This is a genomic window from Oceanobacillus sp. FSL H7-0719 (genome assembly GCF_045040795.1).
Taxonomy (GTDB): Bacteria; Bacillota; Bacilli; order Bacillales; family Amphibacillaceae; genus Oceanobacillus.
This window is the reverse complement of the sequence record NZ_CP150301.1, coordinates 3,377,744-3,395,741: the sequence shown is the minus strand read 5'-3', so window position 1 is coordinate 3,395,741 and position 17,998 is coordinate 3,377,744. Positions and strand designations below refer to the sequence as shown.

At 37.8% G+C, this 17,998-nt stretch carries 19 protein-coding genes; 8 read left to right on the top strand and 11 right to left on the bottom strand.

Annotated elements, in window-relative coordinates:
- Positions 1-64: 64 nt before the first annotated feature.
- Entirely contained in the window at positions 65-424 is a 360-nt protein-coding gene (gene acpS / locus NST93_RS17350) for a holo-ACP synthase (protein ID WP_405099227.1), read from the bottom strand.
- Between the two features lie 170 nt (positions 425-594).
- Here acpS and NST93_RS17345 point away from each other — a divergent pair, with 170 nt between their 5' ends.
- A complete protein-coding gene (locus NST93_RS17345) occupies positions 595-1,365 on the top strand; it encodes a rhomboid family intramembrane serine protease (RefSeq protein WP_405099225.1) in 771 nt (256 codons plus the stop codon).
- Positions 1,366-1,420: 55 nt separating this feature from the next.
- Here the strand turns inward: NST93_RS17345 and NST93_RS17340 are convergent, their stop codons facing one another.
- The 3 genes from NST93_RS17340 to NST93_RS17330 form a co-directional block, all read right to left on the bottom strand.
- The gene (locus NST93_RS17340; RefSeq protein ID WP_405099223.1) at positions 1,421-2,839 is read right to left on the bottom strand and encodes a PH domain-containing protein; all 1,419 of its coding nucleotides are present in this window, start codon (positions 2,837-2,839) and stop codon (positions 1,421-1,423) included.
- Positions 2,832-3,311: a PH domain-containing protein gene (locus NST93_RS17335; RefSeq protein WP_405099221.1), complete on the bottom strand. Its 480-nt coding sequence runs from the start codon at positions 3,309-3,311 to the stop codon at positions 2,832-2,834. Before NST93_RS17335 ends, NST93_RS17340 begins: the two co-directional genes overlap by 8 nt.
- Positions 3,312-3,486: 175 nt before the next feature.
- Positions 3,487-4,962: a DEAD/DEAH box helicase gene (locus NST93_RS17330; protein ID WP_405099219.1), complete on the bottom strand. Its 1,476-nt coding sequence runs from the start codon at positions 4,960-4,962 to the stop codon at positions 3,487-3,489.
- Positions 4,963-5,468: 506 nt separating this feature from the next.
- On the opposite strand from NST93_RS17330, the gene NST93_RS17325 reads away from it, so the two are divergent.
- Complete coding sequence (locus tag NST93_RS17325) at positions 5,469-6,380, top strand: DMT family transporter (protein ID WP_405099217.1); 912 nt, start codon at positions 5,469-5,471, stop codon at positions 6,378-6,380.
- Positions 6,381-6,400: 20 nt separating this feature from the next.
- The gene (locus NST93_RS17320; protein ID WP_405099215.1) at positions 6,401-7,255 is read left to right on the top strand and encodes a DegV family protein; all 855 of its coding nucleotides are present in this window, start codon (positions 6,401-6,403) and stop codon (positions 7,253-7,255) included.
- Positions 7,256-7,323: 68 nt separating this feature from the next.
- On the opposite strand, the gene NST93_RS17315 is transcribed toward NST93_RS17320, so the two are convergent.
- The 3 genes from NST93_RS17315 to NST93_RS17305 all read right to left on the bottom strand — a co-directional run bounded on the left by NST93_RS17315 (position 7,324) and on the right by NST93_RS17305 (position 8,876).
- Positions 7,324-8,043, bottom strand: a complete 720-nt coding sequence (locus NST93_RS17315; protein ID WP_405099213.1) for an alpha/beta hydrolase — start codon at positions 8,041-8,043, stop codon at positions 7,324-7,326.
- Positions 8,044-8,199: 156 nt separating this feature from the next.
- Positions 8,200-8,547: a YppG family protein gene (locus tag NST93_RS17310; protein WP_405099211.1), complete on the bottom strand. Its 348-nt coding sequence runs from the start codon at positions 8,545-8,547 to the stop codon at positions 8,200-8,202.
- 77 nt (positions 8,548-8,624) lie between these two features.
- The gene (locus tag NST93_RS17305; RefSeq protein WP_405099209.1) at positions 8,625-8,876 is read right to left on the bottom strand and encodes a glutaredoxin family protein; all 252 of its coding nucleotides are present in this window, start codon (positions 8,874-8,876) and stop codon (positions 8,625-8,627) included.
- 273 nt (positions 8,877-9,149) lie between these two features.
- On the opposite strand from NST93_RS17305, the gene NST93_RS17300 reads away from it, so the two are divergent.
- From NST93_RS17300 to NST93_RS17280, 5 genes are all read left to right on the top strand, one after another.
- Positions 9,150-10,100 carry a phosphate/phosphite/phosphonate ABC transporter substrate-binding protein gene (locus NST93_RS17300; protein ID WP_405099208.1) on the top strand — a complete coding sequence of 317 codons (951 nt, stop codon included), beginning with the start codon at positions 9,150-9,152 and terminating at the stop codon, positions 10,098-10,100.
- A 192-nt stretch (positions 10,101-10,292) separates the two neighbouring features.
- Complete coding sequence (gene phnC, locus NST93_RS17295; protein WP_405099206.1) at positions 10,293-11,069, top strand: phosphonate ABC transporter ATP-binding protein; 777 nt, start codon at positions 10,293-10,295, stop codon at positions 11,067-11,069.
- Positions 11,063-11,881 carry a phosphonate ABC transporter, permease protein PhnE gene (gene phnE, locus NST93_RS17290; RefSeq protein WP_405103937.1) on the top strand — a complete coding sequence of 273 codons (819 nt, stop codon included), beginning with the start codon at positions 11,063-11,065 and terminating at the stop codon, positions 11,879-11,881. The genes phnC and phnE (NST93_RS17290) overlap by 7 nt, the downstream gene beginning before the upstream one ends.
- Positions 11,881-12,681: a phosphonate ABC transporter, permease protein PhnE gene (gene phnE / locus NST93_RS17285; RefSeq protein WP_405099204.1), complete on the top strand. Its 801-nt coding sequence runs from the start codon at positions 11,881-11,883 to the stop codon at positions 12,679-12,681. The genes phnE (NST93_RS17290) and phnE (NST93_RS17285) overlap by 1 nt, the downstream gene beginning before the upstream one ends.
- Positions 12,682-12,752: 71 nt before the next feature.
- Positions 12,753-14,321 carry a bifunctional metallophosphatase/5'-nucleotidase gene (locus NST93_RS17280; RefSeq protein ID WP_405099202.1) on the top strand — a complete coding sequence of 523 codons (1,569 nt, stop codon included), beginning with the start codon at positions 12,753-12,755 and terminating at the stop codon, positions 14,319-14,321.
- Positions 14,322-14,365: 44 nt separating this feature from the next.
- Here NST93_RS17280 and NST93_RS17275 read toward each other — a convergent pair whose 3' ends face one another.
- From NST93_RS17275 to NST93_RS17260, 4 genes are all read right to left on the bottom strand, one after another.
- Positions 14,366-15,115 (bottom strand): PepSY domain-containing protein, encoded by a 750-nt coding sequence (locus NST93_RS17275; RefSeq protein ID WP_405099200.1) that lies wholly within the window; start codon positions 15,113-15,115, stop codon positions 14,366-14,368.
- Between the two features lie 65 nt (positions 15,116-15,180).
- Positions 15,181-15,723, bottom strand: coding sequence for a PepSY domain-containing protein (locus NST93_RS17270; protein ID WP_405099198.1), 543 nt, complete (start codon positions 15,721-15,723; stop codon positions 15,181-15,183).
- Positions 15,724-15,851: 128 nt separating this feature from the next.
- Positions 15,852-17,204 carry an ATP-binding protein gene (locus tag NST93_RS17265; protein ID WP_405099196.1) on the bottom strand — a complete coding sequence of 451 codons (1,353 nt, stop codon included), beginning with the start codon at positions 17,202-17,204 and terminating at the stop codon, positions 15,852-15,854.
- Positions 17,201-17,893: a response regulator transcription factor gene (locus NST93_RS17260; RefSeq protein ID WP_405099194.1), complete on the bottom strand. Its 693-nt coding sequence runs from the start codon at positions 17,891-17,893 to the stop codon at positions 17,201-17,203. The genes NST93_RS17265 and NST93_RS17260 overlap by 4 nt, the downstream gene beginning before the upstream one ends.
- Positions 17,894-17,998: the final 105 nt, after the last annotated feature.

Sequence of the window (17,998 nt, the reverse complement as noted above, 5' to 3'; positions counted from 1 at the left end):
TCCCTCCTGCCCGCATTAAAATTCTATGAGACAACCATCACGATTATGCAGATTACAGTTCAGCTTATCCTTCTTGAATGAGAACTTGTGCTACTGCATATTCCTGACTGTGGCTGATAGAAAGGAGAAAGTAATCACTTTCATGGCCGCTCACCTGCAGCTTCGGTGCACCGCTAGCTTCATTTAAAATTTCAATATGTTGAAAACTCAACGCGCCAATTCCAGTACCCAACGCTTTCGCGCAAGCCTCTTTTGCTGCGAAACGACCTGCAAGAAATTCGACTTTTCTTCTTTCATTTGGAAGTTCAAGATAACGCTTTTTCTCTCTTTTTGTAAGTACCCGATCAGCTAAACGTTCGCTCTTTTTGATGCTTTGCTTAATGCGCTCCAGCTCGATAATATCGATTCCAATTCCTTTTATCATTAAATAAACCTCTCATCATAAGATAATTATACTTTTCAATGGTCATATCACTTAAAATTACTTATTATATTAATAGTAACTGAATTTAGTTCTGAAATGAAATATATTTTAGTGTTTGTTCGAAAGGTCTGATTTACTTTTGAACATTACTTTTAGGGGGAACCTGTAAATTGTTTATGCGTAATGAAAGAAGTATTAAGGAGTTTATGAAATTGTATCCCGTAGTATCAACATTAGTCATCATCCACCTCGCACTATGGGTTATCATCGATTTACTCCAGCTGTCAATCGGCCAGGAGATCTATGTATTTGGGGTTGGCTATAATTTACTCGTGTCTTTAGGGGAGTATTGGCGGTTAGTCACTCCTATTTTTCTCCATGGTGATTTAATGCATGCATTATTCAACTCTTTTGCCCTTGTCTTATTTGGACCAGCACTTGAGCAAATGCTTGGTAAAGGCAAATTTATCTTCGCTTACCTTGGAGCAGGGATTATCGGCAATATCGGCACATTTTTCCTTGAACCCCTAGATTACACACATCTCGGTGCTTCTGGGGCAGTTTATGGGTTATTTGGAATCTATATTTTCATGGTCCTATTCAGAAAGAATTTGATTGATCAAAATAGCTCACAAATGATTATGACTATTTTTATTATTGGCGTGCTCATGTCCTTTGTAGGCTCGAGTATTAATATTGTCGCCCATCTAGCTGGTTTTGCCGGAGGCTTTATACTCGCGCCAATCGTCTTGCAAAATGTAAGGGTCTATAACCCCTGGCAGGCATACCGACGAAGCTATCCAGACAATCATGGAGAAATTCAATTTGATCCCAATCGCTGGAATAAAAAAAGAATTATCCCAAAGAAGCTTAAGGATAATTGGCTCTGGATTTTAATTGGCGTACTGGCATTAATTGGTTTATTTAGCCGGTTTATTTAATTGCCTTTTATTAAGATAAGCAGGATAGGCAGCACGCCCTCCTGCTTATTTAACTCTATTCGTGAAAATATAAATCACTTAAGCTATGCACTTTTTCTTCCTCAAGGTCTTTGATGTGATAATGCTTCCCTCCTGCATTGCTGATTATCGATAACCGCATAGAGGCTAGATTATCCTTTCTTTGAAAAACATGTTGCTTTTTCTCAAAAGCCTGAACACGTTTATTGTACAACAAGACGGTTACACGTTTTAATACACGATATCGAAGAAAAAGCCGCTTGCCGTCTATATAAAACCCTGCATCACGGTAGCTCATCCAGCCTCTAAGCAACATTAAAGCGAGGAGCATTAAAGCAACCCAAGTATACGCAGGAAGCAGAAAGAACACAGTTAAACTGACAATGAAAAAGAAAATTCCGGAACGAAAGATATAATATTTCAATGCTGATTTTGGTGGCTTAGTCCAAGTTATTTGTTCCGGCCGCCAGCTGAAACCTGGTATAAACTGCTCAAGAAATGCCGGTATTTCATTTTTAGTCAGCAATGGGAATAATACAGTTGAAGTTTCCTCACCGCCCCCTGATGACCCACCTGCAAGTTCTGCTACAATAGAAGCATACCCGAATGGCTGACGGAAGATATTTTCCTCGACCCCGATTGCTTGAATCCGATGCAAAGGAATAGTAAGCTGCTTTTTCTCAATTAATCCTCGTGTAATCAACAACTCGTCATCTTGTAATTTAATTGTGAATTTCCCATAACGAATAAGGGTTAATCCTATACTTAACAACCAAACAAGAAACAGAACTGCTACAATCAAGAGAAGAATTGTCAGTAAACTGCTAGATATAAACCATTCGATTGTAACATCATAAATCCCATCTGGAATAAAATCTTCTACTTCTTGTAGAGCAAGAGCGATAATCCCTAAAATGACACCTATACCTCCAGATGTGACCCCTGCTAATAGCAAACGCTGAAAAGTAATCTCTTTTTTCACTTCATCTTCTTGATGTTTCGTATTTTCTTGTGCTGATTCATCCACTGTCTTTCGATATTTTAATTCAGCTCTTAATGCTTCACCCTCTTGAAGTTTAACAGCAGGGAGCGAAGCCTCGGCTGAAGTGCCACTGCTTGCAGTCTCAATTTGCACCCGTACAAGCTTAAATATGCGGTGGACAATATTTTCAGTAAGATCAATCGATTGGATACGATTCTTTGAAATTGTTCGTTTCGTCCTCCTGAATACCCCATACTCCATTTGCAATGCATCCTCTGTTACCCAATAAATAAATCGATACCAGGATAAGCCTGCAAATAAAATATTAAGAAGCAGAAAGGCAAGCAAAAAGAGAAGAAAATAAATAAAATCAAGAGTTATAAAGGTAATTACAATTAAAAAGAACATTTCTTTAATTGGTTTGAATATATTCAAAATGATTGTTGCTGGATGAAGACGTTTTGCATCAGACATCATCTTCATCCACCTTTGCCAAGTCTGAAATCCGGTCACGTAAGTTTGAGGCGTCCTCTTCTGAGAGAGCCGGGATAGAATGTTCCGTCGCAGCCGTAGAGATAGAAACACTTGCTACATGATGCGCTTTCATGATTGGACCTTGTTCTGTATCAACATGCTGTACGCGTATCATCGGGATAAGTGTACGCGTCATAATGAAGATCCCATGCTGTATATAGATTTCCTGTTCAAAAATTTCATAACGCCAGCGTCTGTAACGCAGCTTTGGAAATAAAAAGACAAAAAGATAGCTAAATGCCAGATTCACAATTGCAGCTGTAATTACAATCCAATGTGGCCATTCAAATAAATAGGTGAGGATTGCCGCAGCAATGATTAAAATCCAAAAAATAGTAATATATATCACAGCACTGATTTTCCATACTTTTAAAGCTCTTGGATCTATTGAATGTTTAGGCGGCTGTCTCATTACATCATCCCTTTCTATAATTCTGACAATATTCCATACGATTATTCAGCATGAAAGTTTCATTAAAAAATGGTTCCGTGCATCTTTGCTTCAAGATGCACGGAACCATTTATACTTCAATTCATTACTTGCCAATTATTCATCTGCTAAATACAGCCACTGCCGCTTTTAATGCTTAGTCACGATTGCGGCGTTTTTGGAAATTGCCTTTGCGATTGCGTTGTCCGCCTTGATTGCGGCCACCTTGGTTACGATTGCCTTGATTGCGTCCACCATAGAAACGTTTGTTTTTCGAACGATGACCGCCTTTAGAGTTCAAAGCTTTTTTCACACTAATTGGTGCCACTGATGAAATACGAACTGGTGTGTCTCTTCTTTCTTTCGTTAGAAGACTTAATGCCGCAGCAACTACGCTAATCGAATCATTATCCTCAAGTAAATCCTTCGCAGCTTCCTGATAAGAGCTTAAATCCTTCTCATTGATTGTCTTTTGGATTTTTTCAATTGTCACTTGCTGCTGGCCGCGTTTTGCATCCTGATTCGTTGGTGGTGCTAAACGCTTCATTTTACTTTTTGTCGTTTTTTCAATTAAATGTAAATGCGCCATTTCTCTAGGTGTTACAAATGAGATTGCTTCACCCATTTTTCCAGCACGGCCGGTACGTCCGATACGGTGTACATAGCTTTCTGGATCTTGTGGGATGTCAAAGTTATAAACATGGGTTACACCGGAAATGTCTAATCCACGTGCCGCAACATCAGTTGCAACTAGAACATCTACACGGCCATTTTTAAATTTGTTCAGAACTGACATACGTTTTCCTTGTGTCAGGTCACCATGTATTCCTTCTGCACGGTAGCCTCTAGCTTGCAAGCCTTCTGTTATCTCATCTACACGTTTCTTCGTTCTTGCAAATACAATTGCAAGTTCTGGTGAATGAATGTCAACGTGATTGTTTAACGTATCGAATTTATACTTCTCTGGAATTTCAATGAAATACTGTTCGATGTTCTCAACTGTCATTTCTTTTGCTTTAATTTTTACTTCTTTAGGATCTTTCATTAATGTTGTTGCAATGTTACGGATTTCCTTAGGCATCGTTGCAGAGAAGAGCAATGTTTGACGCTCCTCTGGAATCCCTTTAAGAATATCGCGAATATCATCAATAAAGCCCATGTTCAGCATTTCATCCGCTTCGTCCAATACTGCTGTTTGCACATGGTCTGTACGAATGGTTCTTCTGCGCATATGGTCAAGCAATCTTCCTGGAGTTGCCACAACAATTTGCGGGCCATCTTTTAATGCACGAATTTGTCTGTCCATTTGCTGACCACCATAGATAGCAAGCGCGCGGATACCCAGGAATTTTGCAATACGATTAATTTCTTCGGCAACCTGAATCGCCAGTTCTCTTGTGGGTGCTACAACCAAACCTTGCACCTTTCTTTGTTTGGTATCAATTCTTTCGATCATTGGAATACCGAAAGCAGCTGTTTTCCCTGTACCTGTTTGAGCTTGTCCAATAACATCATTACCTGCTAGTGCAAGTGGAATCGTTTCTGTTTGAATCGGTGTTGCTTCTTCAAACCCCATTTTTTCTAATGCTTTCATGATTGGGGCTGAAATGCTTAATTCGTTAAATTTTGTCACCTAATAGTCTACTCCTTTATTGAAATTTATTTAGCTGAAGAGGCCTCAAGCTTCTATACTTTTTTTCAGAAAAATCGCTTATACTTTTACCCCTGCTTTCGTTAAAGTAAGCGGCCAGTGCAAGAATTTATATGCTTCATAGTCTGTTTATAGGGGTAAATATAGAGTAATATTCAAGGAAAATATAGAGGTTTAAACTTACCTGCATAAGTTTCATCCATGGTAAAGTACTATATAAGCATTTACAAACTAATGCCTTAGCTGCACTTATGCAACAAGAAAGACTTTATCATTTCTTATCTGCCAAAAGGCTTCCCTGTCTTAAATTAATTTAGGGGCCTCAAACTACTGCTTTTTTAATAATAACACACAACTGTCATTATTATCTACTTACGTTTGTGAATTATTAGCTTTCTTAATGAACTTTTTACTGCTTCATGATAAAATAAATAGATATTATAATTTATCGTGTAAATGACAGACGTACGAATTAAAGGAGTTTTTGCATGCGTCTTCCTGCATTTAATCCAAAAGCAGCTTTATTTATTGGAGTCTTCGCTGTTTCTACTTCTGCAATCTTAGTCAGATTTGCGGAAGGTGCTCCAGCAGCAATCATTGCATTTTATCGTTTGCTCATTGCTGTTGTTATTATGGCTCCATTGGTTTTATTAAATTACCGCAGTGAAATCCGCAGTATATCAAAAAGAAACTGGTTCTTTTCCATATTAGCTGGGGTATTCCTTGCGCTCCATTTTATATTATGGTTTGAGTCATTAAACTTTACTTCTGTAGCAAGTTCTGTGGTATTTGTCTCTATACAGCCTTTATTCGCATTTCTAGGGACATTCTTATTGTTTCAGGAAAGGTTTTCTTATGGCTCGATTATCAGTATGCTGATTACCTTATTTGGCAGCATCATTATTGGCTGGGGAGATATGCAGCTCAGTGGAACAGCATTATTCGGTGATATTCTTGCTGTTTTGGGAGCGGTCGCAATTACCGTTTATTTCCTGATCGGTCAATCTGCCAGAAAAAGCTTATCACTTATGAGCTATACGTTTATCGTTTATGGAGTCGCAGCGCTGACTTTATTAATATATAATTTAGCTTTACAGCATTCTTTCATCGGCTATACTTCAACACAGTGGTGGATGTTCATTGCTCTAGCAATCGTCCCGACATTCCTGGGACATTCTTTATTTAACTGGAGTTTAAGATGGCTGAGTACAACAACCGTTTCAATGGCTGGGATATTCGAACCTATAGGAGCCGCAATATTGGCTTACTTTTTCCTGAATGAAGCAATTACCTGGTCACAGTTCCTTGGAGGCACCATTGTCATTTTTGGCTTATATTTATTTATTGTTAGTACATCGAAAAAAACGAGTGTGACTATTTCCCAAAAGAAAAATAATTAATGTCAGGCGGTCGGTAGATTATGCAAATTCAACTCATGACAGATGGCGGAGCAGATATTCCGCAGCAGTTAATTGAACAACTGAATATTAAAATCGTTCCACTTTACCTTCATTTTAGTGATGGCGAGTACCAAACAGGAAGGACACTAAGTCTTGAATCTTTTCATCATAAAGTAAAGGAACTGAATGAGGTGCCTCTTTCTTCTGCGCCAAGCCCGAATGATTTTTATAAAGCATATAAAAATGTGCCCGCAGATCGGCCAATTATTATGCTTAACATGTCAAAGGAATTGAGCAGCACACATGCAAATGCAGTCTTTGCGAAAGATATGCTTCTTGAAGAAGAACCAGACCGAAAAGTCGCTGTGATTAATACAAAGTCAGCCTCTGGCGCCATTGCACTATTGCTCCACGAACTAAACGAAAAGATTAAAGATAATTATACTTTTGAGAATTTAGTTCAACATATCGAAGAACGCATAGAAAATACAGCGACTTTATTTGTCCTCAATACATTGGATAATCTTGTTCGCGGTGGCAGAATTTCCAAGGTAACCGGAAAAATTGCCAAAACATTGAATATTAAGCTGTTAATGCGTGCGAGTGAAGAAGGAACAATTGAGGTAACCGAGAAAGTGCGCGGCAATAAAAAAGCTGTCACACGTTTTATCAACCAGATTGGTGAATACGCAAAGAACTTTGAGCATAAAGCACTCTTTATGTCACATTGTAATAGCGAATCCAAAGCTAAAAATTTGTTGCAAGATATAAAGAACAAGTATCCCTTTAAAGAAACCTTTCTTTGTGATACAGGACCAATTATCGCAACACACGGCGGAGAAGGCGCCATCGTGATTGCCTTCTTTAAAGATTGATAAGTAAATCAATTGCTGCATCAGTGAACTTCGTCAAACTTACAGTTTAAAGTGACAGAAAAACCTGTTCAAACGTGAACAGGTTTTTCTGCTGGTCCAGTTTTCTCAAGGAAATTATGCACCATCGCATTGATTGTATCCTTATCATCACCGAGACATAACAAGTGCTTGGAACGGTCCAGCAAGACAAGCTCTTTATGCTCGGAATGAATAATCTCTTTATCAAGATAATATGCCGTTTTATAAGGAACCATTCCATCCAGCTGACCATGCGCAATCAGCACAGGTGCTTCCACTTCCTTTAAGTATGGACGTGTATAATTAATCAGCTTCATAAACTCGAAATTTGCTTTAATCGGAACTTGCCCAAGCTTATTTTTATAATGAAGATAAAGCTTATTATTATCAAGTTCACCTTTAAAGCTATCTTTAATCACATCATGCAGATCAGCTCGAATTTGTTTGAAATCGAGATATTTCCCTGCTGTTGCAAGTAAAACAAGTTTATCCACATTATATTTTGCCGTCAAATAGGCAGCAATCATGCCCCCCATCGAGAAGCCAATCACATAAATTTTATTGTATTTTAATGTTAATTTTTTTAATGTATCCTCAGCCGAAGTAATCCAATCCTTAAAGGTTGTATTTTCTAATTGCAGTTTTGTCCCATGTCCAGCCAAAGTCGGAAGTTCGATATGCCAATCTGTATGTTCATCTAAATACTCAGCCAAAGGCTCTATTTCATATGGTCCTCCAGTATAGCCATGGATTAATAAACAGCCAATCATGTAAATCTCCTCTTTCATTTGTTTACCGTTTTCCGTATTATTATCTGATTTGCATATAATAATTATACCGTCTCTAAAATACTTTTGCCTGATTTTTGTTTATGCTTCACGTATGTTTAATCGTCTGTATGAAATATTATTTAAGAGGAGCTAGCTTTATTGCCGAAACATTCTTATTAAGGAACTTAATTGTTTTACGATTGGTGATACCTGGTGATACGTGCTTGCTACTTGATTGATTGAGGATAATAATTTATCAAACTCCATCTGTCCGTTGTTATCTGTGAATGAAGAATTGACTTCTGTTGGGTTTGAAGTTTGTTTTCCAGAATGGAACCAATCCATTGGCTGCTCTGGTTTTGCATAGAGTTCATACGGTGTAGGCTGTTTCACCGGGAAATGCTGTGACTCCCCTGAATATGGTGATTGCGGATAAAAACCAGGATTGTTTGTGTTTGGCCAATGTGTATATGGCTCTTGACGGTAATAACCTCTTCTATCCATTTTAGACACCTCTTTATACAACAAATCCTAATTGTTATTATAATTTATGCACCTGAATAAAATTATGTTATCCTCTTTTAATTTTGTCTCACATTTAATGCGTTTAAAATCCGGTTTCTTTGATAGCCAAGTATTGAATGCTCTTGCCCTTTTATAAATAAAGCAGGTGTACCATAAATTCCATTTCTTTGAAGCTCCCGCATATATTCTTTATCTTTTGAGACATTTTTTACTTTGTAAGAAATGTCATGCTCCTCCATTAAATGAATTACTTTATTACAATAAGTGCTCTCATCGCTTACATAAACTACTACATCCTCATTATTCATTCCATACTCCTCCAAAACACGTTAATCTATATGAATAAAAAATATAAAGCCCTCTTTTGCGTACATTCCTTCATTCTGTGTATTACCGTTTTCCTGTAAAAAGAAACATGAATATCGCTGTTAAATTATTGGTATTTAATGTAGATACCAGACGGCAGAATATTCCCAAACATAAATTCATTGTAAACTATTTAAAAATGACTAGATTTTTTTCAGAAAATAGTATTAAATGATTATGTAAGCAATATTTAAAATTAAATAGGGGGGTTCATCATGAAGAAAATTTATAGCTTGTTACTTATCTTAGCCTTGGCTCTGGTACTTGCAGCTTGCGGAAGCTCTGGAGATTCGGATTCCAATACAAGCAATGGTGATGAGACAAATGACTCAGGCAGCAGTGAGGGAGAAATCCCTGAGACACTTGTTATGGGATTTGTTCCATCACAAGACTCTGATACAATCGCCGATACAATTGAGCCACTTGCAGAACGTCTAAGTGAAGAACTGGGAATTGAAGTTCAGGGTAATGTAATGACTAACTACAATGCTCTTGTAGAAGCTATGGGTTCTAACCAGGTACATATCGGTTTTATTCCAGCATTTGGTTATGTTCTTGCTAATGAACAATATGATGTAGAGGTTATCCTAAAATCCATCCGCTACGGCTCTGGCACGTATAAAGCACAATACCTTGTACGTGAAGATTCTGGCATTGAAAGTCTTGCAGATTTAGAAGGTAAAATTTGGGCATATGGTGACCAAGGATCTACTTCTGGATACTTATTCCCCGCCAACCAGCTTATGAAAGAATTCGACTATGATACAGCTGCAGAATTAGAAAGCAATTTCTTTGGGGGAACAATTCAGACAGGTGGTCATGATAACTCAGCAATTGCTGTTCTTGAAGGTGATGCTGATGTAGCAACTACTTTTGATGATGTGCGTACAGAACTAGAAAAAGAATACCCATCAGTAATGGACGACCTAAAGATTTTAGATTATACAGAAGAAATTCCTAACGATACAATTTCAGTAACAAAAGAACTTGATGATGAGTTCGTCCAAAAGATTAAAGATACATTCCTTTCATTTAATGAAGATGACGAAATGATTAAAATTATGAACGAGGTTTACAACTGGGATGAAATTGACGAAGCAACTGACGAAGAATATCAGATTGTAAAAGATACGTACCAAAAGTTCAAAGACAATATTGAACTTTAATTAAAATTATTACGACCGAAGCGAAAGACAACAGTAATAATTGAAACCTAATTAAAAGGGGAGTGCATATACTCCCCTTTTTAGCAGTCTTTAGATATACCTTAACATCAAGCAGTGACAGAATGGCACAATAAACATTCAGGAAGGGCAAAGTTTCTTCCAGAATGAAGTTTTACTTTATGGAGGTAAATAATGATACAGTTTAAAGATATTAGTCTTGTATATCCTAATGGGACAGTAGGCCTTAACAATGTAAATGTAACTATAAATGACGGCGAGTTTGTCGTTATCGTTGGATTATCAGGTGCCGGTAAGTCTACTTTTATCCGCAGCATAAACCGACTGGTAACTCCAACTTCCGGAGAACTTCTCGTAGATAATGAGGACATTCTTAAGTATCACGGTAATAATCTGAGAAAACTTCGCACAAAAACAGGGATGATTTTTCAAAATTACAATTTAGTAAAGCGCTCCAGTGTACTTAAGAATGTGTTGGCTGGCCGTCTTGGGCATACTGGTACCATACGCTCTGTTTTTAATGCTTATAAAAAAGAAGATATTGGTTTAGCTTATGAAAGTTTGAAACGTGTCAATATCTCGGAAAAGATCTATAATCGTGCAGATGAATTAAGTGGAGGTCAGCAGCAACGCGTAAGCATCGCACGTGTGCTGACACAGCAGCCAAAATACATACTTGCAGATGAGCCTGTCGCATCCCTTGACCCGCCTACATCTCACCAAGTAATGACATACTTAAAAAAGATAAACAAAGAAGATAACATAACCACCATTGTAAACCTCCATTTTATTGATATGGCAATGGAGTACGCTGATCGTATTATTGGCATGCGTGCAGGTGAAGTCGTATTTGACGGACCCGCCTCTGAAGTAAATGAAAGTACATTCGAAGAAATCTATGGCCGTTCGATACGTGAGGATGACTTGCGTGGGGGGGCGGACGAATCGTGACTAAACAAAACAAAGCATTAACGAAACAGGATATCCCAGCAATTTATCCTGTAAAAACAAAAGTTCAGGTTACAATAATCTTTTTTATTGTGATCGCTATCTATCTTACAAGTATGATTTGGACACAGTCTCAAATGGCTGGCGGATTTTCTGGAGCTCTCAGCAATATGTTTGATGTGATAGCTAAGTTCTTTCCGCCAAACACAGCTGTTTTACCAGCAATTTGGGCACCTATGGTGGAAACAATTCAAATGGCAATTATCGCTACAACGGTGGCCGCTATTTTAACCGTGCCATTAGCACTTTTAGCCGCTGAAAATGTTACTACATTCAAACCTTTATATTATATTACACGTACATTTTTAAATATCCTGCGTACGATTCCGGACCTTGTACTTGCAGTTATTTTTGTTGGTTTATTTGGAATTGGACTTTTCCCGGGAATTCTCGCACTCATTATTTTTTCTTTGGGAATTTTAGCGAAATTAATCAGTGAAACAATTGAATCTGTTGATATGAATCCATTAGAAGCAATGCGAGCATCTGGAGCAAACGTATTTCAAATGATTTGGTATGCACTTATTCCTCAAGTGCTCCCACAATTTGTTTCACTCGTTCTTTATGTATTTGAGATTAATATTCGTGCTTCTGTAGTCCTCGGACTTGTTGGTGCTGGGGGTATTGGTTTAATACTAAGCCAGCAGCTTGGATTCTATAACTACCCGAATGCAATGATGATTATTGTTCTAATCTTTATTGTTGTAATCGTTATAGAATACATTAGCACGAAAATCAGGGAGGCGTTAATTTAATGGAAAAATATACATTACCTCCTAAACCTAAAGGATCTGCATTTAAATTCATTCGTAATATAATTATCGCTGTCTTTGTCATTATTCTTTATGTATGGACATTTATGAGCATTGATATTGACTGGGGCCGTGCAATTGAACGTGCTGTAAATAACTTTCAACGTGTTATACCAAGATTGTTCAGTCCTGACTGGGGTGCTAGCGGCGAGGTAGCAATGAGCATGCTTGAAACAATACTTATTGCCTTTGCCGGATCGTTAATGGCTGCAATTATTGCAGTTCCTCTCGCCTTTTTAGCCGCAAGAAATATGATGGGCGGTGTGATCGCTTCAACGATTGGAAAATGGATTTTGTCGGCAGTACGTGCATTTCCTGACATCATCCTAGCTATTCTATTTGTAGTTGCTGTCGGTCCAAATGCTTTTGCCGGGGTTCTGGCAATTGCAATCGGTTCTACTGGAATGCTTGGAAAAATGTTTGCTGAAATTATTGAGTCCATTGATATGAACGTCGTCGAAGCGATGGAAGCAAGTGGAGCAAATAAAATACAAATTTTATTCTATGGTGTATTGCCACAAATTACACCAGAATTTTTGTCCTATGCAATCTATCGTTTTGAAGTGGACATCCGTGCCTCCTCAATCCTTGGTATTGTAGGTGCAGGTGGTATTGGTACAATGATAATTTTCGCTTCCAACAACAGAAACTGGAACGAAATGGGAACAATCTTACTGGCAATTATTATTGTTGTTACAGTAATCGACTTTGCTTCTGCACGAATTAGACGTAAAATTGTCTGACATGCTATACTGTCCCCCAGGCAGGTCACACGCCTCCTGTGGGACATTTTTATAGGAAGGATTGAATTTCATTGAAGGAAGAGCTAACAATAATTTATACAAGTGATATCCATGGACATGCGATGCCAATCCATTATGGAACAAATAAAAAAGAGCAAATCGGGCTTGCAAAATATGCAACAATTGTAAAAGAAGCACGTATACATAAGGAAAATTTATTGCTCATTGATAATGGTGACCTGATTCAAGGAACGCCTATGATGACTAATTATGTGAAAAATTATACTGACAAAGAAAATCCGATGATTGGGATTATGAATCAGCTGAATATCGATGCAGGTGTGCTTGGCAACCATGAATTCAATTTTGGTAAAACCATACTGAGTAATGCTGTCCAACAAGCAAATTATCCTATTCTATCTGCAAATATCATCAATAAGGAAACTGGTGAACCACAATATGGCCCACCTTATATTATAAAAACGTTTGCTGACAATATAAAAGCAGCTATCGTTGGAGTCACCACACATTACGTACCAAATTGGGAGTCTGCTGAACATATTGATGGGCTGGAATTTGCCGATGCCTTTGAAACACTCAATAAATGGGTACAGCATATAAGGGATAACCATCTTGCTGATATCATTATCGCTTCCTATCATGGCGGTTTTGAAGCTGATTTAGATACAGGTGAGCCGACTGAAATTCTCACCGGCGAGAACCAGGGCTATCAGATTTGCCAGGAAATTCCCGGAATTGATGTTCTGCTAACAGGTCATCAGCATCGTGAGCTCACCGGTCTTATAAATGATGTGCTTGTCATTCAGCCTGGCAATAATGGGAAATTGTATGGTGAAGTTTCTCTTGAATTATTGAAAGTGAATGAACGGTGGATGGTTCTAAATAAACAAGCACAATTAAAAACCTTTGAAGATGTTGTTTCAGATACTGATACAATTTCTTATCTCGCACCTTTAGAGCAAGCAACACAAGAATGGCTGGATAAGCCAATCGGTTTTATTAAAGGGGATATGACGATTTCAGATCCTTTGCAGGCACGCATAGCAAAACATCCATTTATCCAATTTATTCAGGATGTACAGATGGAGGAAAGCGGTGCAGCGATTTCCGTAACCTCTTTATTGAATAATAGTTCAACTGGTTTTAAATCGACAGTAACCATGCGTGATATCGTCTCAAACTATATGTATCCAAACACATTAGTTGTCCTTCAATTGACTGGGGCTGATATTAAAGCTGCCTTAGAACAGACTGCGCAATATTTTGTATTAGATGAGACTGGCGAAATTATCGTTAACCCTGCCTATGTCCATCCTAAGCCACAGCATTATAATTATGATATGTGGGAAGGGATCGAATACACACTGCATATTTCTAAGCCAATTGGTGAGCGTGTAGGAAAACTCTCGTTTCAAGGTGAGCCGCTCGATATGAATAAAACATATCAAGCTGTGTTCAATAACTACCGTGCATCTGGCGGCGGAGATTACACAATGTTTAAAGGAAAAAAAGTAATAAAAGATATCCAAAAGGATGCCGTTGCATTAATTCAAACATATTTCGATAAATATCACACAATTGAAGCGAGAATTGTAGACAATTTTAGAGTTGTTAAATAAACAAAAAACAGTGAGAGAAATCTCACTGTTTTTTAATAATCCCATCAATCATCTTCTAAATCTATATCAACGACTAATACTTTTCCAGTATAAGCATCAATTTCAATATCAGCCTCTCCCTGGGAACTTTCGAGTTCAATTTCATAAACGAGGCGTCCATCTTCTTCATCTAATTCAATACCTTCAACTCTGCCATTAAATTGTTCTAAGGCAATATCAATCGCTTCTTGGTTAGTAATAATCGATTGCTTCTGTTTAGATTTTTTAACTGGCTGTTCTTTTTCACTGTCTTCTTTATTTGATGGAGCTTTTACTGTTGTCTTTTCATTATTGTCTGTCTGTCTGTCTTTATCAGCGCTGTTTTCTGAAGACTGTTTTTCAGCCTTATCTGTTTCGTTGTTCTTCGTCTTTTCCCTCAATTGCAGAGACTCAGCTTCATTATTTTCAGTTTGGGCTTCGTCCGCTTTCTCTGCATTATTTTGTGCTTTCTGTTCCTCATTTGCAGCTGTTGTTAATTTTTCATCAAGTTTTAATACTTCACCTGAATCTCCATCAATTAACAACTCATATTCTTTGCCATCAATGGCAATTTCTATTTCATATACGGGAGCCTTTCCATTTTCATTTAATTCCAGTTCTGTGATTTCGCCAGGATATTGCATTTTGACCTTATCTGTTACATCTTCTTCAGATAAATCTGGTCCCGCTGATACAGATAAACTTTGCGAGAAAACGAGTCCCAACACTGCGGCAACAAACATCGCACCAATTGTCATCCATATTTTTCTATTCACCATTGCCCCCCTAACACTGTATTCTCAATTTATCAGGCTTTGATAAAAGGTTACTGTGAATATGATTAGTCTTCAAAGTCAATATCGAGTTCTAAGATATCTCCTGTTACAGCATCCAATTCGATTTCTGCTTCTTGCGCACCTTCTCTAAGTTCAACTTCATATACATATCTGCCATCATCTTCATCAAGCTCGATTTCTGTTATTGTACCAGCAAATTCCTTTTGAGCAATTTCTTCCGCTTCTTTCACTGAAAGAATATCTTCCGGCGTATGCTCTGATTTTACAATTTCTTCTTTGTTCGTTTTATGCTTATAGTTTTCTTCACTAACTTCTAACACTTCACCAGTATCTGCGTCAACTTCAAGTTCATATTTTGCATTTTCACCTTTAATCTTCATATCATAAACGATTCTGCCGTTTTCCTTTTCTAAATCAAATTCAGTAATAGCACCAGGATATTCAATTTGGATGATTTCCTTAACCTCTTCACGTGACAGCTTAGCATCAAGATCTGCTGATGATGCACTTGAATGATAAGCACCCATTCCCAAAATTGCCGCTCCTGCTAATGCTCCAATAACGATACCTTTACTTTTCTTACCCATTTTTCATTCCTCCTCGTTTATTTCTTACTCCTATCATAACCAGGCTGAATGAAAACACGCTGTGAGTCAGATTAGAAATTGATGAGAATCTGCTGAAAGAATAAGAAGCTGCCACCAGCGAAAGCTTCTTATTCTTCTCTCAGAATCGGAAGAACCAATGTAAATGTAGAGCCCTCTCCCATTACACTGTCAATTGTAAGTTCTCCTTGATGCTCCTCTGTAATTGATTTAGCAATTGCAAGTCCCAATCCAGTGCCGCCCGTTTCTCTGCTTCTTGCTTTATCTACACGATAAAAACGTTCAAAGATGCGTTCTTGCTCGTCCTTCGATATACCTTTGCCAAAGTCCTTTACACTGAAGATGACATCTCCATTATGTGTAAATAAGCTGACGATAATCCTTTTTTCGCTATATTTTAATGCGTTATCAATAAGAATGTATATGATTTGTTCCAGCTGATCAGCATTCCCTTTAACATCAATGCTTTCCATGTTTTTTATACATTCTATTTCCCGGTTGTAAGCATGTTTAAATGTAGATACAGAGTGATCAACGAGTTGAACCAATTCAACTTTTGTATGCTCTGCTTCCCTTTTGCTTTTCGCTAATGCTAACAGCTGTTCAACCAGCTTCTTCATCCGATCTGCTTCAGAATCAATTGCTTCAACTGATTCCTGAATGAGTGCTTCATTATCTTTTCCACGACGTTCAATCAACTGGGCATAGCTTTTCACAATTTGGATTGGTGTCTTTAATTCATGGGAAGCATTGGAAACAAAATCCTCTTGTTTTTCATAGTTATCCTTTAATTGATCAATCATGTCATTAAAAGTAGCTTCCATTTCATAGAGCTCATCCTTGGAACGATTCGTAAGATCAATCTTTCGCCACTTCCGTCCCTTGATATTTTCCTTCATCGCTTGCGTCAGCTGATGAATCGGATTCAAAAGAAAGCGAATCAAGATATTTCCGCCAATAAATGTTGGTATGAGAAGAATTAAGGATGCAAATAAAAGTACATAAAATAGAATGGTCAAGGTATTTGATAATTCAACAAGATTATTCGAGAGCTGCAGTGTCACAACACTTCCATCCTGCCAAATGATAGGACGTGTTACAACTGCGACATTAACCCCTCTTTCCGGTTTCAAAATTTCATGTGTTTCCTCTGCCTGGAATTTTCCTGTAAGTGTTTTATAAGCATCCTCACGATGTTTAAATTCTAACGTCTGACCATCATTTGCAAAAACCTGTACCATTCCATTCGCCGGAAGAAACGCATTCATTAATTCACTGATTTCATTCGTATCTGTTGTTTTAGCAAGCCTTTCTACCAATAATTCTGTTTGGGCAACAAGCTGCTCCAGTTCACTTTCCGTTGCATTTTTATAAAACAGAAAGTAAACCGAAGTATTAACAAGCAGCATAATAATCAGAATGAATACACTCAAATAAACTTGGATTTTTGTTCGCAGCTTCATTTTTCAATATCCTTTATCGTATAGCCAACACCGCGAACAGTCTGGATACATCCCTCTTCAAATCCTTGATCGACTTTTTGACGGACATAGCGGATATAAACATCAACTACATTTGTGTCGCCATAATAGTCAAATCCCCATACCTGTTCGATGAGCTGTTCTCTTGTTAAGACGATATTTTTATTTTTTAAAAGACAGACAAGCAAATCAAATTCACGTGGTGTTAAGTCAATCTGTTTTCCGCCGCGGACAACCTCGCGTGCGTTCAAGCTCACACGCAGATCACCAACAAACAGTTCATCCGTATTTTCTTTTTTCTGTTTCGGTCTGCGCAAATGCACCCGAATTCTGGCAAGCAATTCTTCAATCTGAAAAGGCTTAGTAATATAATCATTCGCCCCAAGATCCAGACCACTTACCTTGTCATGTATCTCATCTCTAGCAGTGAGCAGAATAATTGGGGTCTCCTCATCGTTGCGACGCACCCTTCGCAATACTTCAAGACCGCTCAGCTCAGGAATCATAATATCCAGCAATACGAGATCCCAGTCCTGTTCCTCAATTAATCTAAGCGCATCTTTACCGTTATCTGCCACTTCTGTTTCATAGTTTTCAAATTTAAGTTCCAATTGTAAAACGCGGCTGATTTTCTGTTCATCTTCTATTATTAATATTTTCGCCTGTGTCATTTCTTCACCTGCTTGTATATAATCATTAACACTATTTTCTTTCTATTATACTCATATACGTTTAAGATTACGATAAGGACAATGTTTCATTTTAGAAGGAGGAGA